The following is a 23510-nucleotide window of genomic DNA, read 5'->3' as shown; positions in this document are numbered from 1 at the left end:
CAGCCTATTTGCAACAGTGCCGAATGATTTCGCCCTGAAAATGCCGACCATGGAAAGGATTCATATGCTGCACCTTTAGCTAAAACAGTCTTCAGCTTACCATTCGTGGTTATTTGCAACAGTGCCGTTTAAAGTGCGTGTGATAAATAGAAGTGTAATACAGGAAAATGGTAAGGTTTATCAGCCTAGTCATCTGTCCATTATGTAGAAAGAGCAGCACTTTAATGTTTATGCTGTTCCAATGTATTACATTCCTTACTTTCTATTTGTAACGTAATTTCAGTAATATTATGATTATGTTTTAGAACTTCTAAGGCCTTTTGATAGAGTTGATCTGTATTGCTATTCGGAGCAACCAAATGAGCAGTTAAATGAATATTTTTTGAGGATATAGCCCAGACTTTCAACTGATGAATCCCTTCAACGCCCTCTAGCTTCAATAAATCATTTCTTAACGACTCAATATCAATCTCATCAGGAACCCCTTCAAGCAGAATATTAATACTTTGTTTTAATAAAATCCAAGTTCGAGGTAAGACCCAGAAGCCAATTAACACAGCGATTACGGTATCAACCCACATCCACTGGGTAAAATAAATAACTATTCCTCCGATAATCACGCCTATCGATCCTAGAGCATCACTAAGAACTTCTAAATATGCACCTTTTATATTTAGACTTCCTTCAGCACTAGCAGAAAGGATTTTCATTGAAATCAAATTTACGACCAAACCAATGACCGCGACAATCATCATTTCAACACTTTGAATTTCAGCAGGGTTCGTAAAACGTTGATAAGCTTCATATACAATATATATTGCTACCACAAAAAGCATCACCGCATTAAACAGAGCCGCTAAAATTTCAAATCGCTGATAGCCAAAAGTTCTTTTATCATCTGCGGCTTTTTTACCAATTTTGATAGCGGCAAGAGCAATAGCTAAAGCGGCTACATCAGTAAACATATGAGCTGCATCAGATAACAAAGCCAAACTTTGGGTAATAAAAGCAGCGACAACTTCTACTATTAAAAAAGTAGTCGTTAAACCTAAGGCAACCATTAACTTCTTACTATTTTCTTCAGTAACAACCGCATGGCTATGATCATGATGTTCTGACATAAAATATTTTCCTTATTCTATTTATGATGAGCAGAGATATTGGATAACAGCCAATATCTCTGCTGTAAATCGACTAATCTATTGGATTAAGAAACTTTCTTTTCATTCATCCAGCGGTACAGTACGGGCAATAAAACCAATGTAAGCAGGGTAGAGGAGATAATTCCTCCAATAACCACTGTTGCTAAAGGTCTCTGTACTTCTGCCCCAGTTCCGGTTGCCAAAGCCATCGGGACAAACCCAAGGGACGCCACACAAGCGGTCATCAGCACAGGTCTAAGACGCAAAATTGCACCCTGCCACGTTGCATAATAAAGGTCATATTGTTGTCGCAACTCTTTGATAAAGGTGAGCATGACTAAGCCATTCAGTACAGCCACCCCCGATAGTGCAATGAAGCCAACCCCTGCTGACATGGATAATGGAATGTCACGCAACCACAACGCGATTAAGCCTCCACATAAGGCAAACGGTACACCACTAAAGACCAGTAAGCTTTCTTTGATATTATGGAATACAGCCATCAATAAAATAAAGATCGTCAACAATGCGAGCGGAACCACCAATTGCATACGCGCTTTTGCAGACATCAGATTTTGAAATTGACCGCCATAATCTATCCAATAACCGCTTGGTAATTCCTGTTTGGATAACGTGCTCTGAAGCTCTGTTACGAATGAGCCTAAATCACGTCCTTCTACATTTGCAGTAATAACCACTCGACGTTTACCATTTTCACGGCTGACCTGATTAATACCCAGGATATTTTCAACGCGTGCCACATCTTGCAGTTGGACTAAACCACCATTCGGCAATTGAATAGGAAGTACCGCTAACTGTTCAGGACTACGCTGGGATTCATCTAGACGGATGACAAAATCAAAACGCTTGTCTCCCTGTAAAATTGTTCCAACATTCTGGCCACCGACACTTGTAGCTACCAGATCCTGAATTGCTCTTACCGACAAGCCATATTGTGCAGCTCTGGACTTATCCACCTCTACATTCAACAAGGGTAAGCCACTGGTCTGTTCTACATTAACGGCTGTCGCGCCTGAAATTGAGTTAATTTTTTGAGAAATTTTATTCGCTTCGCGATTTAGAATCTCCATGTCATCACCAAATAATTTGACACCCACATCACTTCGCACCCCTGAAATTAACTCGTTAAAGCGCAGTTCAATGGGTTGCGAGAACTCACTGTTATTTCCCGGCAATGTCGCTAAGAAAGTAATCATTCTTTGGCGAAGCTCATCAATCGTTTGTTTTGGATCAGGCCATTCATCATGAGGTTTTAACAGTACCACGCCATCTGAAATGTTGGGTGGCATAACATCTGTGGCCACTTCTGCTGTACCGGTACGAGCAAAGATCGCTTTAATTTCAGGAAATTCTTTCAACAGTAACTTTTCAGTATTTTCCTGCATTCTCAGTGACTGTTCTAACCCTGTACTTGGGGAACGCATTTGCTGAACAGCAAAATCACCTTCACCCAGTTGAGGTGCAAACTCGCTACCTGTTTGAGTGGCTAGCACGCCCGTAAGCACTAAAATACAGGCAGCCACAATAGTCACAAATAAACGAAGCTCATAGGCTTTATCTAAAAGCAGTTCATATTTGGTTTTAAGCCAATGCATCCAGCGACTTTCGGTTTCCTTGACTTCTCCAGTGACAAATAGGGCAACTGCGGCTGGCACAAAAGTGACAGATAAAATCATGGCCCCAATTAAAGCCAGTACAACAGTCATTGCCATAGGATGGAAAAGTTTGGCTTCTACACCCGTCAGGGTAAAGATAGGTAGATAAACCACCAAAATAATTAACTGTCCAAAAATCAGAGGACGACGCGCCTGTTTTGCAGCCAAGAAGACTTCTTTAAATCTTTCAGAACGGCTAAGTAAACCACCTTTCAGCTTCTGAGCTTCTGCTAGCCGACGGATACAGTTTTCTACAATAACCACTGCACCATCAATAATAATACCGAAGTCCAGTGCCCCTAAACTCATCAGATTTGCACTAATCTTCTGCTCTGCCATTCCCGTCAAGGTAAACAGCATTGAGAGTGGAATAACGCAAGCCGTGATCAGCGCAGCACGGAAATTACCTAGAAAGAGAAATAAAATAACAATGACGAGGATTGCACCCTCAATCAAATTTTTCTGAACGGTTTTGATCGCCCGATCAACCAAATGCGTACGGTCATACACAGTCTCAATCACCACACCTTTAGGTAGCGATTGCTGGATCGATTGCACCTTTTCATCAATGGCTTGAGCAACGGTACGGCTATTTTCTCCCATCATCATCATGGCAATACCCAATACAGTTTCTTCACCATTATAGGTTGCAGCCCCTGTTCTTAAGTCATGACCAATTGAGACATTGGCGACATCTGCCACCCGAATCGGATAGCCGTTTTTATTGGCAATACTGATGTTCTGGATATCTTCAATCGTGTTTAAAGTGCCGGGAACACGAACCGTTAGCTGTTGTCCATTTTTCTCAATATAGCCAGCACCACGGTTTTCATTATTCTCTGTTAAGGCAGTTTGTAAATCAGACAAAGGAATTTGCAATTGTTGCAATCGGTTCAGATCAGGGGCAACCACATAGGTTTTATTAAAGCCACCGATACTGTTGATCTCAGCAACGCCTTTTACGCGCTGTAATTGCGGTCTTACAATCCAATCCTGAATTTCACGTAAATCCATCGCCGAATAAGGGGTTCCATCCGGCTTTTTAGCATTTGGTTCGGCTTTAATCACCCATTGATAGATTTCACCTAAACCTGTCGAAATAGGCGACATGTTAGGTTGCACATCTTCAGGCATTTCTCCCATTGCTTCTTGCAAGCGCTGGTTGATAAGCTGTCTGGCCCAGTAAATATCCGTGCCATCTTCAAAAATGATGGTCACTTGCGATAAGCCGTAGCGTGAAATCGAACGGGTTTGTTCCATTTTCGGCATGCCTGACATGGCATTCTCAATGGGATAGGTAATCCGCTGTTCCATTTCTAAAGCCGTAAAACCATTGGCTGAAGTGTTAATCTGCACCTGAGTATTGGTAATATCTGGTACAGCATCAATCGGTAACTTTTGATAACTATAAATACCAATAGCAATCCAGGCTGCAATAAACAGCATGACCCAGATTGCGTTATGGATAGAAAACTGGATCAGTCGATCAAACAGTCCTTCAGGTTTTACCGATTCGTGGTCTGGAATGTGAGGGCTTTTAGTGCTCATGTGAAGCCTCTCCTTTTTCCAGCTCGGATTTCAGTAAAAAACTGCCTTGAGCGGCATATTTTTGTCCCTGACTAAGCCCACTCACCACTTCAATCCATTGGCTCTCCCCAGATGATTGCCCTAATTTCACCGGTTGCGGACTGAATTCAACTTTTTGTCCATGCTGAGTGGCGACAAAAACCACATCTTTTCCATCGACATTCTGAACTGCGGACTTAAGTACCCGTAATGCGGTACTTTCACTGCGTTGTTGCAACTGTACGTTTACCATCAAGTTTGGACGTAATTCGGTTGCATTCGATTCAACTTTTGCTCGCACCTGAAGACGACCTGTTTGAATATCCGCTTCAGTATTTAAAGTCTGAATAACAGCTTGATAAACCTTTTCTGTTTGCAAGGATTTAAATTCGATCTTTTGATTCGGGGCTAAGCCCATAATTTCAGAATTTGGAACAATAAACTCAAGCCAGAGTTGATCTAACCGGTCTATCGTAAAGAGTTGATCGGCTAACTGAACATTTTCCCCGAGAACCAAATCCTTTTTACTGATCACGCCAGAAATGGGAGCTTTCAAAATATAGCGTCCGTTACTGGCATTCACTGCACCAAATGCACTTAAACGTGATTGGGCCGCTTGAACCTGAATTTGTGCCCGTTTATAGCTGTTATAAGCACGTTGATAGTCCTGTTTTGCTGAAATGCCCTGTGACCAAAGCTGACGCTCACGATCATAGTCTTGTTTCGCCAGTTCAAGGTTGGTTTGTTCAATTTTAAGATTGGCCTGCTGATCAACTAGATCAGGAACAAGCAACGCAGCCAAAGGCTGTCCTTTCTGAACTTTTTGACCGAGTTCTACATAGACATTTTCTACATGACCACTAAAACTCGGTGAGACGTGCGCTTGCTGATCCGTATTCACATTCAGTTTGGCAGGATAAGAACTTAATTTAACCACCGGGCCTTGATCGACCGCTGATAATTGTATGCCCTGTTCCACCAGTTGCTTGGCAGTCAGGCTCACACCTTCTGCATGCTCTTCGGTTTCACCGCCATGTTCTTCTCCCCCTTCTTCCTCGGCATGTTCATCTGATGTTTCCGATTTATTCTTACCAGTTAAGATCAAAAAAATACTGAGGAGTACGGTAGCGCCGATAACCAAACTAATCAGTAGAGGTTGAGAGATTTTTCCGCTCTGTTTTTTTAAGCTGTTTTTAAGATCGAACATGTTAATTTCCCCCACCAATGACAGGCATGGCCTGTATGTCTTGCCATAAGTTTTGATTGATTTGTGCAATAGCATCTTTCGACATGACTTCACTTGGGCTAATGCCTAAGCTCAAACTTTCTGCTTCAATGGCCTTTTGCCAGCCATCCCGTAACAACTGGACTTTACGCAGACGGATGTCTTGTAATTGAAGCGTGGCTTGCTGAACATCGGTTAAAGCAAACTTGCCTGCCAAGAAACCTTGTAGCGTCTTACTTTGAACTTGAGTCGCCAAAGGAATTTGAGTCTCGTCAACGACTTTGAATTGCAGCTCTAAACCCTGCAACTCGGTTAAAATTGTGCCTATTTGCAGCGCATTTTGCTTTAGATAAAACTCTTTCTGACGCTCTAATAAGTTCATTTTTTCTTGCGCGATTTTTATGCCATTTTGCTGACGATCGAAAATATTAAGCGGTACACTGACTCCGACTACTAATTGATTTTGTGTGGAGTTTTCCAAGGATTGGGTGCGGTTGACACCTAGGTTTAAAGTGGGGTTAGGACGTGCCTTTGCCCTTAGTTGATCAACCGTTGCTTGAGACTCTAATACCAGTAAAGCTCGATATTTCTCAACGTAGTTTTCCGCTAAATATTCTTGAACCTGCTGATGAGTCGATTTTGGCCAGAGCTTTTGTGAAGAGAGGTTTACCTGCAATGACTTATCAGAGGTTCCCCATAAATTTGATAATTGTTGGGTTGCCACTTGTACCTGTAAGTCGGCCTGTCTAAAAAGACGGATATTTTCAGCATGACTTAAACGTGCGCGATTCACATCTACTTGCGCGATACTGCCTGCATTAAAGCGCTTTTCGATTGCTTGAAGGTTTTCTTCGCTCACCCGAAGTTGTTCATTGACAATGTTTTTTTCAAGTTCGGCAATGGCCAGTTGCGACCATACATATTTCACTGCAAGCTCAATTTGTGCTTGATAAATCTTCTGTTTCAGCGCTGTTTTATCTATTGAGAGACTGGCTAATTTTTGGTTTGCTCTTCGCTCACCAAAAATATCCAAAGGTTGTGATATACCGATGGCAAGCTCTTTTTCATTATTTGAACCAAAGCCCGTTTGTTCAACTGACAATTCAGGATTTTTAAACAGCTTACTTTGCTGAAGATTCGTGGCATTAATACTATTTTGCGTTTCCCAGAAATTTTGGGACGCTTGATATTGGTTAACCTGCTCAATAGCTTGCTGCAGCGTTAAATCTTGAGTACTGGCGACTACGGAAGTACTGAAGCTGATCATTGCAGATAGCAAGATACCGCTACCTAAGGCTGACCAGGATAAATTCAGGATGGAGGTATCCTGATGTAATTTGTTTTTTGACATGAAAATGCCCCACGCATAATGAAATTAGGAGTGGTGGGCTTTTATAAGACTACCCCACCAATAGTAGGGGCAAATCGGGAGGCGGGGTTAATTGATTCAGATAAGGGGGTTTATAAAAAGTTATTCCCAAATAAGTTGGGGTAATGCCGGTCTCAAAATTAGCTTTAAGCTTTAGATCATCGGGTGGGTCAATCTGAATCACGATTGTATTTGAGAAATGACTGCACTTTTCGTTAAAACAAACCTTCTGACAATAGTCATAGATTTCTTTATAGTTTTCTAAGGAATAAAGTGCTTGACTAGGACTATCACTCTTTTCGTCTAAATCGATTGGATTAGAGAGTATTGAATTGGGTATGTTTGGCATTTCATGCAGACACGCAGCCTCTGCCACACTCCAAATATTCTGGAATGTGAATAAGAGTACCAATATCTGGATTAGAAATGTTTTTCTCTTCATACACAAATCTGTATTTAAAACACCAATAAGAAGCTGTCCAGATCTATCAAAGATCTGATCACAGAATTTGAGTAACCTTAAACTTTTTGCAGCCTAAAGTAAAGATATACAGAATTTTTGAAAAAAGCATAGGTCTAGATAATCAAGCTAGATTTTTTAGAACTCCACATTGGTCAATTGTACATAAGCCATCACAAGTACCTCTTAAATCAGATAATTGTTCAATAAGCTTTTGTTGCTTGATTATATTTTCTCTGATAGCACTGACATGTAAGTCAATTAATTCATTCACATCTGAACAATTTTTCTTGGGATTATCTTTATAGGTGAGTAATTGACGAATTTCATTCAAACTCATATTTAAAGTTCGGCAATTCAAAATAAACTTAATTCGCTCAACATAGCCTATATCGTAAAGGCGGTAATTTCCTTCCGTTCTTTCGGGTTCCGGAATTAAACCTTCCTTTTCATAAAACCTAATTGTTAATACTGAACATGAGGTTTTTTTAGAGAGTTCACCAATTTTTAAATGCATTGAGTTGGTATTTCCAAAAAATCTTGACTCTATAGTAACTATAGGGATTCTAATATTCAAAGTTTATAAATTTTTTTAATGGGTATAACTATGAGTGGCTGTGGATGTAGTAAAGAAACACCATGCGAAGATAAGAAATCTCAACAAGAAAATCATCCATCAATTGCAGAAGCAAGCAATTCAAAGAATTGTGATAATACGCCTAGCTGTTGTGGTGAAGAGGAAGAAGAAAAATCTTCATCTCCTTGCTGTAACACTTCAAACAGTTGTGAAGATACCGCTCAATCCTGTTGTGGTTCTGATCCCAAAGAAAATTTAAGCACTGAAAACGTTTTAAAAGATTCGCACTACATGAGTGAATACTTAGTTCCCAAAATGGATTGTTCTGCGGAAGAACAGATGGTTCGTATGGCGCTATCTTCAATTGATGGTGTTCAAAAACTCATCTTTGATTTACCTAACCGGTCTTTAAAGGTTCTACATAATCAAAAAGATGAAAATATAACTACCAAACTTGAAGCTTTGGGTTTTGGTGCAAAGCTTGTGAAGACTGAAACTTATATAAGCAATCAACAGGCTAAGCAAACAAGTACCTATACCATTCCTAAAATGGATTGCTCTGCTGAAGAGCAAATGGTCCGTATGGCTCTTGCAGATATTGAAGCAGTTAAAGGTCTTACTTTTGATCTTCCCAATCGAAAACTGAAAGTCTTCCATAATGAAGGGAGTCAGCAAATTACGGCCAAACTTGAAGGACTGGGTTTTGGGGCGAAACTTGATGAAACACAGCTTTCTACAGGCGATATACCTAATGAACCTGATCCTGTGAGACAAGCTAAAGTACTTAAACTGTTATTAGGCATTAATGCTCTACTGTTCTTTATAGAATTCATCAGCGGAATTATTGCTGCGTCTACAGGATTGATTGCTGATTCTCTAGATATGTTTGCCGATGCAGCCGTTTATGGTATTGCGCTATATGCCGTCGGAAAAGCTGCGAAATATCAAGTGAAAGCAGCCCATTTCGCAGGTTGGATTCAGTTATTACTTGCTGTCATCGTGATTATTGATGTCATTAGACGATTCATGTTTGGAAGCGAGCCAGAATCAACGCTCATGATTGTTATTGGCCTGCTCGCACTTATAGCTAACGTGACATGCTTATATCTTATTTCTGGTCATCGAGAAGATGGCGCACATATGAAAGCCAGTTGGATTTTCTCGGCGAATGACGTTGTCGTAAATATGGGCGTTATATTTGCCGGTGTACTCGTGGCGTGGACGGGATCAGCTTACCCAGACTTAATCATTGGCATCCTGGTTTCTTTATTCGTGCTTAATGGTGCTCGAAAGATTTTGGCTTTGAAGTAAGAGTATCGAAAATGAATCTATTTCAAGTTAAACAAAATCAGATCGTCAAAATTAGAGATCTCAAAAAAGGTAATCAATACAGTCATACCACTGATCCCGTATTGGAACGGCTCCAACTATTAGGTTTTAGAGAGGGTGAAACTCTACAAGTACTCGCTAAAGGTGTTTTTGGCGGAGATCCTGTTTTAGTTCAAATTGAAACTTCAAGATTCGCATTAAGAAAGAATGAAGCTGAAAGAATTTTTGTAGAGTTAGTATCCAATGAAGATTAAGAACATTGCATTAGTCGGTAATCCAAATTGCGGAAAAACCTCTTTATTTAATACGCTTACTGGTACGCGACAAAAAGTTGCCAACTATGCTGGAGTTACCGTAGAAAGAAAAGAAGGTTCTTTTAAATTACCTTCTGGTGATGCAATACGAGTATTGGACTTACCCGGAACTTACAGTTTAAAACCTAGTAGTTTAGATGAAGAAGTCACCAGGGCAGTTTGTTTGGGCGAGCTAAAAGGTGAAATTCTACCCGATATTTTTATATGCGTTGTAGATGCCACAAATTTAAGCTTACATTTGAGCTTGGTTCTCGAAGTTCGTGCTCTAAATCGCCCTATGATTCTTGTATTAAATATGATGGATGAGGTCAAAAAGCGTGGTATTTCCATTGATAAGGATAAACTGTCTCAACTGTTAGGTATCCCTGTAGTTGAAGCTGTCGCAGTTAAAACAAAAGGAATTCAAGATTTAATTAATCAATTAGATCAAAAAAATCTTTTTATTACTCCTTATCATTCTGAATTAAGTCATTTTGAACAGGTCAAACAAATCACCAAACAAGTTATTTTAAATAATGACAGTGGTGATAAAAGAACCGCATTTCTAGATAAAATTTTTCTACATCCTGTATTGGGTTTAGTAATCTTAACTTTAACCATGTTTGTGATGTTCCAGGCGGTATTTATATGGGCAACGCCTTTTATTGAATTCATTGAAAATTTTGTCGCATGGCTCAGTGATTTTATTGGACCACTAATCCAACATCCTCTATTAAAAAGCTTGGTTGTGGATGGGGTAATTGCTGGTGCAGGTAGCGTGCTTGCATATATGCCTCAGATTTTGATTTTATTCTTCTTCATTTTAATGCTTGAAGAGTCAGGCTATTTACCCCGGGCAGCATTTCTTTTAGATAAATTAATGTCTAAAGCCGGGCTTAGCGGCCGTTCATTTATTCCTCTGCTATCCAGTTTTGCTTGTGCCATTCCCGGAATTATGGCAACCAGAAGTATCAGCTCTGAACGGGACCGATTAGCAACAATTATGATTGCACCCTTGATGACCTGTTCAGCAAGATTGCCAGTATATGCTTTATTGATCGCGGCATTTATTCCCAACCAATTAATCTACGGCTGGTTAAGTCTGCAAGGATTAGTCCTTTTTGGTCTTTATATGTCGGGAATAGTCTCAGCGTTATTAGTTTCAGTGTTTCTGAAGTTGGTTCGAAAAGATAAAACTGAAAGTATTTTTATTTTTGAACTTCCCACATACCGAATTCCAGATATTAGAAATATTGCATTAGGCTTATATGATAGGGCAACTATTTTCTTAAAACGAGTTGGTGGCATTATCGTTGCGCTGTCTATCTTGTTATGGGTGCTAGTCACGTTCCCTCAACCACCAGATAATGCAAGCATGCCGGCCATTAACTATAGTTTAGCTGGTCAGTTAGGGCATTTAATTCATCCTATATTTGCGCCTATTGGGTTTACATGGGAAATATGTATTGCACTCATTCCTGCTATGGCAGCAAGGGAAGTTGTAATTGCTGCTCTTGGGGTGATTTATGCGATGTCAGGTGATGAAGATACAGTAACTCAAAGTCTGTTAAGTCAAATTTCAGGCCCGGATGGATGGGGGTTAGCCACAGGTTTATCATTATTGGTATGGTTTATTTTTGCTCCCCATTGTCTTGCTACGTTAGCAACAATTAGACGAGAAACTGGCAGCTGGAAACAGCCCATCATTATGGCAACTTATTTGTTTGCATTAGCCTACATCTTTTCATTCATCACATATCAAGTTGCGAGTAATTTTTAATTAGCAAATGAATAAAATAAGGGAGCTAGCTCCCTTATTTTATTGAAATACTCACTATAAATGAAGCGCTTTTACAAGAAAACTGTATAGATATCAATAATATTAAACAGCTTCCTAAGAAAACTTCTAATTTAATTATAAATTATGAAAGAGTTCCCTCTTTTTAGTGCAATTCATGAAATTAGGTTTAAATATCAAAAATTATGGCTTAATGAAGAGCATGATCTTGTAGACACTTTTAGTGAAATAATAATCAAAATATTGGAATGCTCCCAGTAGCCTAGACACAAAACCGATTCTAAAATTCTTATACTCGATATGGATAATTATTCTGAAAATTTTTTAGTATTAATTTCTTGTAGATAAGTGAAGATCTCATCTACTGTAGCTCTCGCTGTTCTAGAAACGCCAATTAATGTTGCAGATGCCATACCTGTCCAATCTCCATATCCAACTAACCACAAGTTAGGTAACTTAATAGACCTTCCATTTTGAACTTCTACAAAGTTATCTCGCTCTACTATATCTATACTTTTTAGATGATTTAATGAAGCCTTAAATCCAGTACACCAAATAATCACATCAATTTTCTCTTTTTTTCCATCTGGCCAAATAACTGCATCTGTAGCTAAAGATTGAAAAGGTGGACGGCTATGTAAGACTCCTCTATTCCTTGCCTCTTTGACACTATCGATCATCACAATATCACCTAGGCCACCTATTGGCTGGTCAACTTTTCTTCCTTCTTGTTGTACTTTTAAACGCTCAGTTGCTCTTAAAAACAGTACTCGACCATCGACATCATCAGGTAAAAATTGAGGCGGAGTTTTTGTGACCCAAATGGTTTCAGCAACTTGTGAAACCTCAGCGAGTATTTGCGCGCCCGAATTCCCCCCACCCACCACGATGACTTTCTTATCTTTAAATGAATCTGCATTCAGGTAATGGGCTGAATGTAACTGCGTGCCTTGAAAGTTTTCCTGTCCCGGATAATCAGGAATAAACGGCTGGCGCCATGTCCCTGTTGCACTGACCACCACCTTGGCTCGCCAAAACTTTTCTCCAGCATATACGTCTAAATACTTTCCCTTCGATTCCACACGATCGACATGTACTGGACGAACAATCGAAAATTGATATCTCTGTTCATAAGCCGATAAATACTGGATCACCTCATTTCGTGTTGGATAGGTCTGTTCAGTGATGGGCATCATCCAACCGGATAGAGAACTCCAGGTATTAGGAGAAAAAAGACGCAATGACTCCCAGGTATGCAGCCAGGCACCCCCCGCTTGATTTTGCTCATCCAATATAATGAATGGGATTTTCTTGCGCTTTAAAAAATAAGCGGTAGATAAAGCGGCCTGCCCACCACCGATAATGATCACATCAGTTTCAGTCTGTTTCTGGTTCAAAGCCTTCACCTTTTCCTTATTTATCTCTGACTTCTTTAATGTAAAAACCCAATCATGAAGACTGGGTTTTTACAATATTCATTGTACCTTTAACAGCACTTCATCGGTACAGCATAAAAGTGTTACTGACCTGGCAATGAGGCGCAGTATTTAATACCATCCAGCATTTATAAACTGCGCTGATTTACACGCTTGGACAACTCTTCAGCCGATTCCTTGCGTTCAGAATAACGATCTGTCAGGTATTTGCTTTGTCCACGAGTCAGTAGGGTGAACTTAAATAACTCTTCCATCACATCCACAATCCGGTCATAGAAAGCCGAAGGTTTCATTCGTCCATCTTCTTCAAACTCCAAAAAAGCTTTTGGAACTGAAGACTGATTTGGAATGGTGATCATCCGCATCCACCGCCCCAAAATACGCATCTGGTTCAGGCTGTTAAATGACTGTGATCCGCCACTGACTTGCATCAAGGCAAGAGTTTTACCTTGGGTAGCACGGATTGCCCCTCCTGCCAGTGGAATCCAGTCGATTTGAGATTTAAAGATTGAACTCATAGAACCATGGCGTTCAGGTGAACACCAGACCATGCCTTCTGACCATGCTAAAAGCTCATGCAGTTCTTTTACTTTTGGATGCTCAGTATCCGCATCTTCTGGTAAAGGAAGCCCTTTAGGATGAAAGATTTTTATTTCCGCCCCAAAATGCTCAAGGATTCGACCGGCTTCAAGAACTGCAAGGCGACTGTAAGAACGTTCTCGATTAGAGCCATACAGCAGCAAAATTCGCGGAGGATGAGCAAGTTCTTTGGCTTGAACTTTTTCAAGGGTGGGTTGCTCAAGAAGATTTAGATCTACATTTGGGAGATTCATAGAGTTAGGCCTCTTTAAAAACTTTCTTTCTCAGCCAGAGTGAAACACTCACCAAGGCAATCAACACAGGAACTTCGACCAGTGGGCCAATAATCGTGGTAAAAGCAACAGGCGAAGCGATACCAAAAGTTGCAATCGCTACTGCAAGTGATAATTCAAAATTATTCCCCGCTGCGGTAAATGCAATTGCTGTGGTCTTAGGATAGTCATTGCCCATCCATTTACTCATAAAGAAGCTGATGAAGAACATTAAAACGAAGTAAATGGTTAAAGGAATCGCGATGCGTAAAACTTCAAGCGGAAGACTCACGACATCACCGCCTTTTAGGCTAAACATGGCCAGAATGGTGAACAGCAAAGCCATTAAACTCAGCGGACTGATTTTCGGAATGAACTTGGTTTCATACCATTCCACGCCTTTCTGTTTCACCAAAATCCATCGCGTTAAGAAACCTAATAAGAACGGAATACCAAGATAAACCAGAACAGCATGGGTGATGGTCCAGAAATCGACATTAATGACCTGCGAAGCGACACCAAAATAGGGTGGAAGGAAGGTCAGGAATAACCAGGCATAGGTACTGAAAAATAGAATCTGGAAGATGCTGTTAAAGGCAACTAATGCTGCAACATATTGATTATCACCACAGGCCAAGCCATTCCACACCAGAACCATGGCAATACATCGAGCAAGACCAATCAGGATGACACCGGTCATATATTCTGGATAACTATGTAAAAATATGATTGCCAGGGCAAACATGAGTACTGGCGCGATCAGCCAGTTTTGTACTAAGGACAAAGTAAGGGTTTTCTTATCCTTAAACACTTGTGGCAAAGTCGCATAGTTCACTTTTGCCAGTGGTGGATACATCATTAGAATAAGACCAATCGCGATTGGAATATTCACTGAATCAATGCTTAATTTATCGAGTGCGACAGAAGCCTGAGGAAAGAAGTTTCCGATGGCAATGCCTAAGGCCATGGCAATAAAAATCCATAGCGTCAGGTTGCGATCTAAAAAAGATAAGCGTTTTTCAGACATTTCACTTACTCAACGTTCGAAATTTGATTAATTGCTGCAATCAATTCTGAGCGAGATAGTTTATCTACATTAAGTTTAAATAAAGCATCTAAGCGACGATTGATATGTTCAACAGTGCTCATAAAGGCTTTCATTTTTTCTTCTTTATTCACGTCTAAGTGTGAAGGATCAGCCAAGCCCCAATGTGCCTTGATTGCTCCACCCAAATAAAGTGGACATGCTTCTTGAGCAGCAGAATCACATACTGTGATCACAACATCAGGTTGATATTGTTCACAATCATTAATCGTTTTACTCCATAAACCTTCGGTAGATAATCCTAAGTTTTCAAGGGTTTCTAAAGTTAGCGGGTGAACTTGACCTGAAGGCTTACTCCCAGCGCTATAGGCTTTCCAACCTTCTGGTGCTCGGCTATTAAACAAAACTTCAGACAAAATGCTACGGCAGCTATTTCCAGTACATAAAAATAAAAATTTCATTGAATTACTCACAATAACTATTTACAGAAAGGGGGTGTTGATCATCCAGCTTTGATTGAGATTGAACCGTCTTCAAAATATCTAAAATTTCATAACACCAGTTGGCCAATTTTGGATTGATACTGTAGTAAACCCATTGGCCTTGTCTGCGATCTTGAAGTAGCCCTGAAGCACGTAAAAGGGCTAAATGTCTTGAAATTTTCGGTTGACTGAGTTGTAGTTTTTCAGTCAAATCACATACACATAGTTCTTTATTTTCAACAATTAATGTCACTATATTGAGACGTGTTTCATCTGATAAGCATTTAAAAAAATTAACTTGATCCATATAAATCTCCTTCACATTCTTTCCATTCAAGAGATGAGAAAGTACTATTTAATTCTTTGGCCATTTTCATCAATAATTTTTTCACCATCTTCTTTGCTAAATGCGCCTTTCTGAGGAAACGGGAGAATATCCAAAACAACTTCAGAAGGACGACACAAACGTGTACCTAAATCCGTAACAACGAATGGGCGGTTAATCAAAATAGGATGTTGAAGCATAAAATTTAAAAGCTGTTCATCAGACCAATCTTCCCGAACAATTTCTAAATCAGAATATGGAGGTACATTTTTACGAATTGCTTCTCTAACACTTAAACCAGCACTACGAATAAGTTCAATTAATTCTGCTTTCGAAGGTGGGGTAATTAGATATTCAATAACGATTGGTTCAATTCCTGCATTTTGAATTAAAGCTAAGGTATTCCTTGATGTACCACACTCAGGATTGTGATAAATCTTTATGGTCGAGAACATTTTGACTAACACTGCTATTAGAAACTCAGATATACTTATATACGTATTTCCACATATATGTAAATACGTATATTGATTTTATTTAAATTACTTAATGTCAATAAATGTATATATATTCTTGCAAATTCTTATGAGTGAGAAAAAACTCGTTATTTAAATATGTAAATTTAGAGTATACCCTAAAATTACATTTTAAAAGTTCTTAAAAACATGTACCATTTAAATGTTTTTTAATCATAAGTAACATGTAACTTTGGTATTAAAGATTTATAATTTACGAAATTGTTCATTTTTATCCAATTGGGGCGTGAAAAAGTGAAAGGCCAAAAAGTAGGGTATGTCCGGGTAAGTTCTGTCGAGCAAAACACTGGACGTCAACTTGAAGGAATTGAGGTCGATCGGATTTTTGTTGACCGTGCTTCAGGTAAAAATACCGACCGACCGAAATTTCAGGAAATGTTGAACTATGTCCGGGAAGGGGACAGGGTGATTGTACATTCAATGGATCGTTTTGCGCGAAGCCTAAAAGATTTGGTCACTGAAGTAGATAAACTGGTCAAACGAGGAATCGCCATCCAGTTTGTAAAAGAAAATATTACTTTTACAGCCGAATCCACCCCGATGGATAATTTGATGCTTCAAATGATGGGTGCTTTTGCACAGTTCGAACGTGAGATCATTTTAGAGCGGCAAAAGGAAGGAATAAAACTCGCCTCTGCTCAGGGGAAGTACAAAGGTCGGGTGCATAAACTAAAGCCTGACCAAGCTGAAGCTTTACGACAAGCATGGAAGGAGGGGAAGTATCCATCGAAAATGGCATTAGGGAAAGCTTTTGGGATTAGTCGTCAGGCGGTATACCGATATTTACAAGTTAGTGAATAGCTTATTGGGATTAGCAACTAAATTTAGTTTAACTTATAAAAATCATGAAACACTGTTCGAATTTTAAGCGTGGAACATGAATAATCAATAAAAAGCCGCTCTGGTGTCCTATATTCCAGAACGGCTTGCTTTAATATAATGATATTTAAAGAGAAATATCAAGCATTACGTATAAGGTGTATTATGTTATTTTTAGGAAGTCTTTAGAGTTGGCCTTCAAGTAACTGACCTATTTCTAACCTGGTATAGCCACGTTCTTTAAAGATCAAAATAATTGCTTTTTTATAATCTTCAGAAGTAGAAGTCTTATATTTAGTTATCAGTTGATTCTCGGAATTCAGCTCAAGATCATTTTTGATGGTCAATACTTCGCTAGAGATCTTATTAAAGATATTTAGGTTAAACATACAGGCACTCGTTATCCGTATTATAGCGGCCCGACTATAACGAATACCTGTCTTAGCTACGCTAGACACCCTTAGCCGCAAGGATTACAAATTAAGAAAAATTCTGCAAGTTTCTGCCTATTGAAAGAATAAATAATATCCCCCAAATGCTATCTATTTAACATAATGGCGGTTATATGAAATGCAACTAAATTTAGTTGCATTTTTTAATTTCAAGGGACTATACTTAGTCGTAACTGAGTAGGGCTAAAATATGGGTAAAACGGAAAAGTTATTGGAAAAATTTGGAAATTCAAAAAATACGTTTCCATATAAAGATTTAGTCGTTTTACTGAGCCAGCTCGGCTATGAAAAATTTGAAATGGCAGGCTCTCGTGTTCGGTTTTTTAATGAAAAAACTGAACATATGATTTTACTGCATAGACCACACCCTGAAAATGAAATCAAAGGTGGGGCATTGAAAGCTGTAAAACAGGCACTCAAGCAGGAGGGATTTTTATGAGCTATTTAAAGTACAAAGGTTATCTCGGAACAATTGAGCCTGATCTTGAAACAGGTGAGTTATTTGGAAAACTTGCTTTTATTCGTGATCTTATTACCTATGAAGCGGAAACTTTAAAAGCCCTTGAGAAAGCTTTTCAGGAATCTGTAGACGGCTATTTAGAATCATGTGCTGAACTAGGAAAATCTCCTGATCAACCATTCAAAGGCACTTTTAATGTCCGTATTAGCCCTGAATTGCACCGTAAGGCGGTTTTAGCATCAAGTAATTCTCTAAATGCCTTTGTCAGTGAGGCGATTCAAGAAAAGTTAATGCGTTTAGGTGCGTAATTTATTGAAGCCTAGGCTACTACCTAAAAATTGAAAAACTCAGCAAAAATGGGAGCTTAAAGCTCCCATTTTTAGTTTCGTGTAAGGTGTATTATGTCAATTTTAGAAGAAATTAAGAATTATCCAATTGAAATTAAAAAAAATATATATTTATAATTAAATGAGCATCCAAGTTAAGAACTAAAATGATAAGAGACGATTTAAAAAAATATCCTAAAGCGATATGGGTACATTTTTACAAAAACCGTATAAGTTTGATGGCAGAGAATGGCATAGCCAAAGCAACTGAAATTCCTAAATCACCTTATGATCACCCAAGAATGATTTTGGCAGATTTTGAAAGCGCTACAACAACATTAAAAGCTTTAATGAGACACCATTCTAACGGTTTATCTTTTTTCAAGTTTACAGCTCCTATTACGATTGTCCAAATAATGGAGCCGATACAAGGTAGTTTAACTAAGATTGAAATACGAGCTTTTAAGGAGTTATTTTTTAATGCTGGTGCAAGAGAAGTAAAGCTATATGACCTTGATGGAAATTCTATTGAAGAATAATTTTATAAGCCCTATTTAACATAATGGCGGTTAAGCCCCTTTTAGAGGCACTGTTGCAAATAGAAATTTGAGTCGATGAAGTTCCCTTTAAAAAGTGCTTAGAGACCGAAAACCCTGTTGATTAGACACACTTCACCCAGAGGCTGACCATAATAAAATGATGAAGCTTGTCCTTTACGCAGTGCACGCATGACTTCAATACCTTTAATTGTGGCATAAGCCGTTTTCATAGATTTGAATCCTAACGTGGCCCTGATGATCCGCTTTAACTTACCATGATCACATTCGATCACGTTATTTTTGTACTTAACCTGCCTGTGCTCAAGGTCTGGTGGACATTTTCCTTCCTGTTTTAACCGTAATAAAGCACCTCCATATGTGGGTGCTTTATCCGTATTGATCACTTGTGGAATTTGCCACTTCTTCACATTATTTAAAATTTTTCCAAGAAAACAATATGCTGATTTGGTATTACGTCTAGAAGAAAGATAAAAATCAATCGTATAGCCACGTTGATCGACTGCACGATACAGATAAGACCATTGTCCATTTACTTTTACATAAGTTTCATCAATATGCCATGAGCTCAGATCTGTAGGATTACGCCAATACCAGCGTAAGCGTTTTTCTATTTCAGGGGCGTAGCGCTGAACCCAGCGGTAAATAGTCGTGTGATCAACATTCACACCACGTTCGGCAAGCATTTCCTGAAGTTCACGATAGCTGATGCCATATTTACAATACCAGCGCACAGCCCAAAGAATGATTTCGCCCTGAAAATGTCGACCATGGAAAGGATTCATATGCTGCACCTTTAGCTAAAACAGTCTTCAGCTTACCATTCGTTGTTATTTGCAACAGTGCCGATCACTTTGGTTGGGCCTTCATGAACTGGTTTGCGACCAGCACCTTCACGGGCACCACCATGCTGAAATTCATCCATTTTATTTGTTCATCTTGATTGTGTAACATAATCAAGATGGTAAAACAGCAGTGGAAAAAAACAACTCCATTCGTCGGATTGTGTTCTGAATATCTATCTCACCAGAAGGTGATTATAGATTACTTAGAGCAATCAAACTTGAGCTAAAAATTATTTGCAGCCCAAGCTGTTGAGGTTCAACTTCTACTGCAGAAGGTTTAAATCAAACCTGAGGGAACATGCCACGTGCATAAGAAAAAGGGCACTGTTGCAAATAACCACTAATGGTAAGCTGAATCCTCTTTTAGCTAAAGGTGCAGCATATGAATCCCTTCCATGGTCGGCATTTTCAGGGTGAAATCATTCTTTGGGCTGTATTTGTCTAGGAAAGTGGTGGCTATTCAGGGCATGGTTCAAGCATGACTTGAGTAATACTCGGGCTGTGCTCATGATTTGCTTGAGCATTACTTGCGGATTTTCCCCAACGTGCTTGGGCTGCATTTTTAGTTTTATCAGATTTGATTTGAAATCAAAATATGTATAAGTTTTTGTAGTTCTCAGATTATTTTAAGTCATTTTTAAGATTCAAATTTTAGGCTAAAGCATATTAAAGTCTTTGAACTAAAAAAATGCTTAAGCTGCCTTCTTTTCCCGGTCTACGCCAGATCAAACCCATCAGCCTTGCACGCTTCAACCTTTTACTCGCCATTTGGCTGGGACTGGTCTTAAACTTTGCTTTCTACCAGAAAATCCATCAATTGACGCCTTATACCAACCTCAAGGCAGGCGCATTATTGGCGGCTACAGTCCTGGTAGTTATCGGCTTGTACAATCTGGTCTTGCAGTGGCTGAACTGGAAATGGAATGCCAAGATACTGGCCAGTGTGCTGATCATTCTGGGCGGTTTTAGTGCTTATTTTGTCAATAGTCTGGGGGTTGTTATTACGCCGGACCAGATCCAGAATATGCTGCAGACCGATGCTCGGGAAGTCCGTGATCTCTGGTCAATACGGCTGGTGATCTGGACGCTGGTCTTTGTGATTTTTCCTTTGTGTATCATCTGGATGCTGAACATTCAGCCTGCATCTTTCGGGCGTCAATTGTTGCATAAAAGCCTTAGCAGTCTGCTTTCGGCCGTATTGATTCTAGGACTGTTATTCTGTTTTTATGTCGATTATGCAGCCATCTTCCGCGAGCACCGCGATCTGAAGGGCATGATTTCCCCACAAAATAGCATTGCATCCACCGTATCCTACTATAAAAAGAAAGCACCTAAAGCGAATTTGCCTTTGATTCCTTATGGTGAAGATGCCCATCTGCTGCAGCAGGCTCAAATACAGAAACAACCCAAATTGATGGTGCTGGTAGTGGGAGAAACTGCACGTGCCGAGAGTTTCGCTTTAAATGGCTATGCGCGCAATACCAATCCTGAACTGAGCAAGTTACCAGTAATTAATTTCAATCAGGTCAGCTCTTGTGGAACTGCCACAGCTGTTTCAGTCCCTTGTATGTTTTCGGGCATGTCACGTGAAACCTATGATGAACAGTTAGCCAGCCACCGAGAAGGTTTACTGGATATTGCTCAGCGCGCCGGGTATCAGGTGACCTGGATTGATAATAATTCGGGCTGTAAAGGTGCCTGTGACCGGGTACAAAAATACCAGATTCCGGCACAACTGAAACAGAAGTGGTGTGATGCCGGTGGTGAATGTTTTGATGAAATCCTGGTGGATAGCCTGAAAGATTATCTGGCACATCTGGATAAAAACAACCCGAAACCACAATTAATTGTACTGCATCAGATGGGTAGTCATGGCCCCGCATATTACAAGCGTTCCAAAGCGCCATATCAGCCATTTCAACCGACCTGTAATACCAATGCTATTCAGGGCTGTAGTACAGAAGAATTAAAGAATAGCTATGATAATTCGATTGTATATACAGACCATGTTCTTGCCCAGATCATTGAAACTTTAAAGCAGCAGACTCAATATCAGACCGGTTTCTGGTACCTGTCTGATCATGGAGAATCCACCGGAGAGCATGGTTTATACCTGCATGGTGCTCCTTATAGCATGGCACCGACCCAGCAAACCCATGTCCCGATGCTGATGTGGTTCTCCGATGCCTGGAAGCAGCAGAATACCCAGCAGGTCAGCTGTCTCAAAGGACAGACCGAACAGGCCCGTAGTCAGGATCATCTTTTCCCCAGCTTATTAAGTTTACTGGATATAAAAACGCAAGTGACTGAAGCTAAAAATGATATGCTTGCACAATGCTCACCATCATTAAAGAATAGAGCTTGAAATGCATAAAATACTGATTATTGAAGATGACTTTATGATTGCCGAGTCGACTGAAACATTGCTCAAGCTGCATCAGTTTGATGTGCATTGGGTCAATAATGGGATTGAGGGTTTAAAACAGTTACAGCAGCAGGTCTACGATATTGTCCTGCTCGATTTAGGCTTGCCGATGATGGATGGCATGCTGGTGCTAAAAAATATCCGGCAGAAGTTTCCGAATTTACCGGTGCTGATTATCTCTGCCCGGGATCAGTTACAAAATCGGGTAGATGGGCTGAATCAGGGAGCAGATGATTACTTGATTAAACCCTATGAATTTGACGAGCTACTGGCCCGTATTCATGCCTTAATACGCCGTAGTGGTTTAAAAAATACTGTGACAGATATAAATAAGAAATTATCACACAGTGGGCTGGAACTGGACCTGGAACAGCACATTGCATGCTTTAATGATGAACCGATCGAGTTATCTAATCGGGAATGGTCTATTCTCACTGCACTCCTCATGCATCCTAGCAAAATTTTTTCTAAAAACGATTTAGAAGACAAGCTTTATGATTTTGATAGTGATGTAAGCAGTAATACGGTAGAAGTTTATATCCATCATCTGCGGGCAAAACTAGGAAAAGACTTCATACGTACCATACGTGGGCTAGGGTATCGCTTAGGATGAGCGCCATGCAGAAACGTTATTCCTTGCAAAAACGTCTAGTTATTTATATTTCACTGTTTAGCGTGGTGCTGGGCTGTGTGCTGATCTTTGCTGCATACCGGATTGCGCTCGAAGAAATTAATGAAGTACTGGATAAACAGATGCAAAGCCTGGCAGAGCGCATTTCAGAAAATCATCCGCAGCCCCTGCAAAGTCAAATCGATCTGGCAAAACAATACAGTGAAGAAGATTTATTTGTAGATATCTGGTCCTATACAGATACAGCCACTTCCTTGCATCTGCAGGATGTTCTGGTGGCGCCGGTCAGGAAAGCAGGTTTCTACAAGCATCAAACGCCGTATGGAACCTGGTTAACTTATATTATTCCTGGTAAGCAATTACAGATTCAGGTGAGCCAGCAGCAAAATGTCCGGCAGGAACTGGCGCTGGAGCTGGCAGCCAATATGTTTCTTCCTTATGTGCTTTTTTTACCTTTTGCAGTATTTGGCTTAGGCTGGATGATCCGGAAAAATTTTCAGCCGCTCAATGATTTTAAAACTGAATTGGCCAGCCGCAAGGCACAAGACTTAAAGCCAATTGCAATAAAAGATTATCCCTTAGAGCTGGAACCGACCATTCAGGAAATGAATTATTTGTTTGGTCGCATTTCTCTGGCCCAACAGGAACAACGTCAATTTGTAGCAGATTCTGCCCATGAATTACGCACGCCACTGACGGCTTTGAATTTACAGGTACAAATTTTGCTACAGCAGTTCCCTCAAAGCGAGTCTATCCATAATTTGAGTCAAGGCATTTGGAACTGTTGCAACTTGGCCGACAGGATAAGCGAGATATTTTAGTTATATCGAGATATAGTGGATGAATCCCTTACATGGTCGGCACTTTCAAGGTGAACTCATTTAT

23 protein-coding genes and 1 pseudogene are annotated in these 23510 nt (G+C 39.8%); 10 read left to right on the top strand and 14 right to left on the bottom strand.

The annotated features are described in order from the left end of the window. Positions 1 to 221: 221 nt before the first annotated feature. The 6 genes from B3X18_RS07620 to cadR all read right to left on the bottom strand — a co-directional run bounded on the left by B3X18_RS07620 (position 222) and on the right by cadR (position 7955). Positions 222 to 1121, bottom strand: a complete 900-nt coding sequence (locus tag B3X18_RS07620; RefSeq protein WP_004733183.1) for a cation diffusion facilitator family transporter — start codon at positions 1119 to 1121, stop codon at positions 222 to 224. Positions 1122 to 1207: 86 nt separating this feature from the next. Further along, positions 1208 to 4366 (bottom strand): efflux RND transporter permease subunit, encoded by a 3159-nt coding sequence (locus B3X18_RS07615; RefSeq protein ID WP_034671372.1) that lies wholly within the window; start codon positions 4364 to 4366, stop codon positions 1208 to 1210. Then, entirely contained in the window at positions 4356 to 5591 is a 1236-nt protein-coding gene (locus B3X18_RS07610) for an efflux RND transporter periplasmic adaptor subunit (RefSeq protein WP_034671371.1), read from the bottom strand. The genes B3X18_RS07615 and B3X18_RS07610 overlap by 11 nt, the downstream gene beginning before the upstream one ends. 1 nt (position 5592) lies before the next feature. After that, the gene (locus tag B3X18_RS07605; RefSeq protein WP_004897249.1) at positions 5593 to 6960 is read right to left on the bottom strand and encodes a TolC family protein; all 1368 of its coding nucleotides are present in this window, start codon (positions 6958 to 6960) and stop codon (positions 5593 to 5595) included. Between the two features lie 49 nt (positions 6961 to 7009). Continuing rightward, positions 7010 to 7420, bottom strand: a complete 411-nt coding sequence (locus tag B3X18_RS07600) for a hypothetical protein (protein ID WP_034671369.1) — start codon at positions 7418 to 7420, stop codon at positions 7010 to 7012. 142 nt (positions 7421 to 7562) lie between these two features. Beyond that, positions 7563 to 7955 (bottom strand): Cd(II)/Pb(II)-responsive transcriptional regulator, encoded by a 393-nt coding sequence (gene cadR, locus B3X18_RS07595; protein WP_004281856.1) that lies wholly within the window; start codon positions 7953 to 7955, stop codon positions 7563 to 7565. A 90-nt stretch (positions 7956 to 8045) separates the two neighbouring features. Between cadR and B3X18_RS07590 the strand changes: the two genes are divergently transcribed. Genes B3X18_RS07590 through feoB form a run of 3 tightly spaced genes read left to right on the top strand, consistent with a single transcriptional unit; the run spans position 8046 to position 11417 of the window. After that, positions 8046 to 9326, top strand: a complete 1281-nt coding sequence (locus B3X18_RS07590; RefSeq protein WP_004910216.1) for a cation transporter — start codon at positions 8046 to 8048, stop codon at positions 9324 to 9326. Positions 9327 to 9337: 11 nt separating this feature from the next. Continuing rightward, positions 9338 to 9598 (top strand): FeoA family protein, encoded by a 261-nt coding sequence (locus B3X18_RS07585; protein WP_004665962.1) that lies wholly within the window; start codon positions 9338 to 9340, stop codon positions 9596 to 9598. Next, positions 9588 to 11417 carry a ferrous iron transporter B gene (gene feoB, locus B3X18_RS07580; RefSeq protein WP_026444403.1) on the top strand — a complete coding sequence of 610 codons (1830 nt, stop codon included), beginning with the start codon at positions 9588 to 9590 and terminating at the stop codon, positions 11415 to 11417. Before B3X18_RS07585 ends, feoB begins: the two co-directional genes overlap by 11 nt. A 326-nt stretch (positions 11418 to 11743) precedes the next feature. On the opposite strand, the gene B3X18_RS07575 is transcribed toward feoB, so the two are convergent. From B3X18_RS07575 to arsC, 6 genes are all read right to left on the bottom strand, one after another. Beyond that, entirely contained in the window at positions 11744 to 12832 is a 1089-nt protein-coding gene (locus tag B3X18_RS07575; RefSeq protein ID WP_026444402.1) for an ArsO family NAD(P)H-dependent flavin-containing monooxygenase, read from the bottom strand. 167 nt (positions 12833 to 12999) lie between these two features. Continuing rightward, on the bottom strand, positions 13000 to 13704 hold the full coding sequence (gene arsH, locus B3X18_RS07570; RefSeq protein ID WP_034671366.1) for an arsenical resistance protein ArsH: 705 nt from the start codon (positions 13702 to 13704) through the stop codon (positions 13000 to 13002). A gap of 4 nt (positions 13705 to 13708) precedes the next feature. After that, positions 13709 to 14749, bottom strand: a complete 1041-nt coding sequence (gene arsB, locus B3X18_RS07565; protein ID WP_004644740.1) for an ACR3 family arsenite efflux transporter — start codon at positions 14747 to 14749, stop codon at positions 13709 to 13711. 5 nt (positions 14750 to 14754) lie between these two features. Beyond that, entirely contained in the window at positions 14755 to 15228 is a 474-nt protein-coding gene (locus B3X18_RS07560) for an arsenate reductase ArsC (RefSeq protein WP_004781073.1), read from the bottom strand. 4 nt (positions 15229 to 15232) lie between these two features. Then, positions 15233 to 15556: a metalloregulator ArsR/SmtB family transcription factor gene (locus tag B3X18_RS07555; protein ID WP_004644742.1), complete on the bottom strand. Its 324-nt coding sequence runs from the start codon at positions 15554 to 15556 to the stop codon at positions 15233 to 15235. Between the two features lie 44 nt (positions 15557 to 15600). Further along, a complete protein-coding gene (arsC, locus tag B3X18_RS07550) occupies positions 15601 to 16029 on the bottom strand; it encodes an arsenate reductase (glutaredoxin) (RefSeq protein WP_004733243.1) in 429 nt (142 codons plus the stop codon). Between the two features lie 315 nt (positions 16030 to 16344). Here arsC and B3X18_RS07545 point away from each other — a divergent pair, with 315 nt between their 5' ends. Continuing rightward, complete coding sequence (locus B3X18_RS07545) at positions 16345 to 16911, top strand: recombinase family protein (RefSeq protein ID WP_000678311.1); 567 nt, start codon at positions 16345 to 16347, stop codon at positions 16909 to 16911. A 203-nt stretch (positions 16912 to 17114) separates the two neighbouring features. Here the strand turns inward: B3X18_RS07545 and B3X18_RS07540 are convergent, their stop codons facing one another. Continuing rightward, positions 17115 to 17318 (bottom strand): hypothetical protein, encoded by a 204-nt coding sequence (locus tag B3X18_RS07540; RefSeq protein WP_004896916.1) that lies wholly within the window; start codon positions 17316 to 17318, stop codon positions 17115 to 17117. Between the two features lie 253 nt (positions 17319 to 17571). Between B3X18_RS07540 and B3X18_RS07535 the strand changes: the two genes are divergently transcribed. The 3 genes from B3X18_RS07535 (at position 17572) to B3X18_RS07525 (ending at position 18706) form a co-directional block, all read left to right on the top strand. Continuing rightward, complete coding sequence (locus B3X18_RS07535) at positions 17572 to 17820, top strand: type II toxin-antitoxin system HicA family toxin (RefSeq protein ID WP_004812233.1); 249 nt, start codon at positions 17572 to 17574, stop codon at positions 17818 to 17820. Then, positions 17817 to 18149 (top strand): type II toxin-antitoxin system HicB family antitoxin, encoded by a 333-nt coding sequence (locus tag B3X18_RS07530; RefSeq protein ID WP_005404859.1) that lies wholly within the window; start codon positions 17817 to 17819, stop codon positions 18147 to 18149. Before B3X18_RS07535 ends, B3X18_RS07530 begins: the two co-directional genes overlap by 4 nt. A 185-nt stretch (positions 18150 to 18334) precedes the next feature. Beyond that, entirely contained in the window at positions 18335 to 18706 is a 372-nt protein-coding gene (locus tag B3X18_RS07525) for a rod shape-determining protein (protein ID WP_032029059.1), read from the top strand. A gap of 98 nt (positions 18707 to 18804) precedes the next feature. Here B3X18_RS07525 and B3X18_RS07520 read toward each other — a convergent pair whose 3' ends face one another. Further along, complete coding sequence (locus tag B3X18_RS07520; protein ID WP_005404857.1) at positions 18805 to 19509, bottom strand: IS6 family transposase; 705 nt, start codon at positions 19507 to 19509, stop codon at positions 18805 to 18807. A 748-nt stretch (positions 19510 to 20257) separates the two neighbouring features. On the opposite strand from B3X18_RS07520, the gene B3X18_RS07515 reads away from it, so the two are divergent. The 3 genes and pseudogenes from B3X18_RS07515 to B3X18_RS07505 all read left to right on the top strand — a co-directional run. Then, a complete protein-coding gene (locus B3X18_RS07515) occupies positions 20258 to 21934 on the top strand; it encodes a phosphoethanolamine transferase (protein ID WP_000916208.1) in 1677 nt (558 codons plus the stop codon). Position 21935: 1 nt separating this feature from the next. Next, complete coding sequence (locus tag B3X18_RS07510; protein WP_005246441.1) at positions 21936 to 22607, top strand: response regulator transcription factor; 672 nt, start codon at positions 21936 to 21938, stop codon at positions 22605 to 22607. Between the two features lie 5 nt (positions 22608 to 22612). Further along, positions 22613 to 23431 (top strand): annotated as a pseudogene (locus tag B3X18_RS07505) (histidine kinase dimerization/phospho-acceptor domain-containing protein); the annotation flags it as partial. Between the last annotated feature and the right edge of the window lie 79 nt (positions 23432 to 23510).

This window comes from Acinetobacter sp. UBA6571, assembly GCF_002434085.1.
Lineage (GTDB): Bacteria > Pseudomonadota > Gammaproteobacteria > Pseudomonadales > Moraxellaceae > Acinetobacter > Acinetobacter radioresistens.
Note: the sequence above shows the minus strand (reverse complement) of the source record. Positions and strands in the feature narration are given on the sequence as shown.

Coding starts and splice junctions, on each gene's coding strand:
- feoB (WP_026444403.1), top strand. CDS start 9,588: ATGAAGATTAAGAACATTGCATTAGTCGGTAATCCAAATTGCGGAAAA.
- B3X18_RS07620 (WP_004733183.1), bottom strand. CDS start 1,121: ATGTCAGAACATCATGATCATAGCCATGCGGTTGTTACTGAAGAAAAT.
- B3X18_RS07535 (WP_004812233.1), top strand. CDS start 17,572: ATGGGTAAAACGGAAAAGTTATTGGAAAAATTTGGAAATTCAAAAAAT.
- B3X18_RS07560 (WP_004781073.1), bottom strand. CDS start 15,228: ATGAAATTTTTATTTTTATGTACTGGAAATAGCTGCCGTAGCATTTTG.
- B3X18_RS07520 (WP_005404857.1), bottom strand. CDS start 19,509: ATGAATCCTTTCCATGGTCGACATTTTCAGGGCGAAATCATTCTTTGG.
- cadR (WP_004281856.1), bottom strand. CDS start 7,955: ATGCATTTAAAAATTGGTGAACTCTCTAAAAAAACCTCATGTTCAGTA.
- arsC (WP_004733243.1), bottom strand. CDS start 16,029: ATGTTCTCGACCATAAAGATTTATCACAATCCTGAGTGTGGTACATCA.
- B3X18_RS07540 (WP_004896916.1), bottom strand. CDS start 17,318: ATGTTTAACCTAAATATCTTTAATAAGATCTCTAGCGAAGTATTGACC.
- B3X18_RS07530 (WP_005404859.1), top strand. CDS start 17,817: ATGAGCTATTTAAAGTACAAAGGTTATCTCGGAACAATTGAGCCTGAT.
- B3X18_RS07515 (WP_000916208.1), top strand. CDS start 20,258: ATGCTTAAGCTGCCTTCTTTTCCCGGTCTACGCCAGATCAAACCCATC.
- B3X18_RS07510 (WP_005246441.1), top strand. CDS start 21,936: ATGCATAAAATACTGATTATTGAAGATGACTTTATGATTGCCGAGTCG.
- arsB (WP_004644740.1), bottom strand. CDS start 14,749: ATGTCTGAAAAACGCTTATCTTTTTTAGATCGCAACCTGACGCTATGG.
- B3X18_RS07555 (WP_004644742.1), bottom strand. CDS start 15,556: ATGGATCAAGTTAATTTTTTTAAATGCTTATCAGATGAAACACGTCTC.
- B3X18_RS07525 (WP_032029059.1), top strand. CDS start 18,335: ATGATAAGAGACGATTTAAAAAAATATCCTAAAGCGATATGGGTACAT.
- arsH (WP_034671366.1), bottom strand. CDS start 13,704: ATGAATCTCCCAAATGTAGATCTAAATCTTCTTGAGCAACCCACCCTT.
- B3X18_RS07590 (WP_004910216.1), top strand. CDS start 8,046: ATGAGTGGCTGTGGATGTAGTAAAGAAACACCATGCGAAGATAAGAAA.
- B3X18_RS07615 (WP_034671372.1), bottom strand. CDS start 4,366: ATGAGCACTAAAAGCCCTCACATTCCAGACCACGAATCGGTAAAACCT.
- B3X18_RS07610 (WP_034671371.1), bottom strand. CDS start 5,591: ATGTTCGATCTTAAAAACAGCTTAAAAAAACAGAGCGGAAAAATCTCT.
- B3X18_RS07600 (WP_034671369.1), bottom strand. CDS start 7,420: ATGAAGAGAAAAACATTTCTAATCCAGATATTGGTACTCTTATTCACA.
- B3X18_RS07585 (WP_004665962.1), top strand. CDS start 9,338: ATGAATCTATTTCAAGTTAAACAAAATCAGATCGTCAAAATTAGAGAT.
- B3X18_RS07605 (WP_004897249.1), bottom strand. CDS start 6,960: ATGTCAAAAAACAAATTACATCAGGATACCTCCATCCTGAATTTATCC.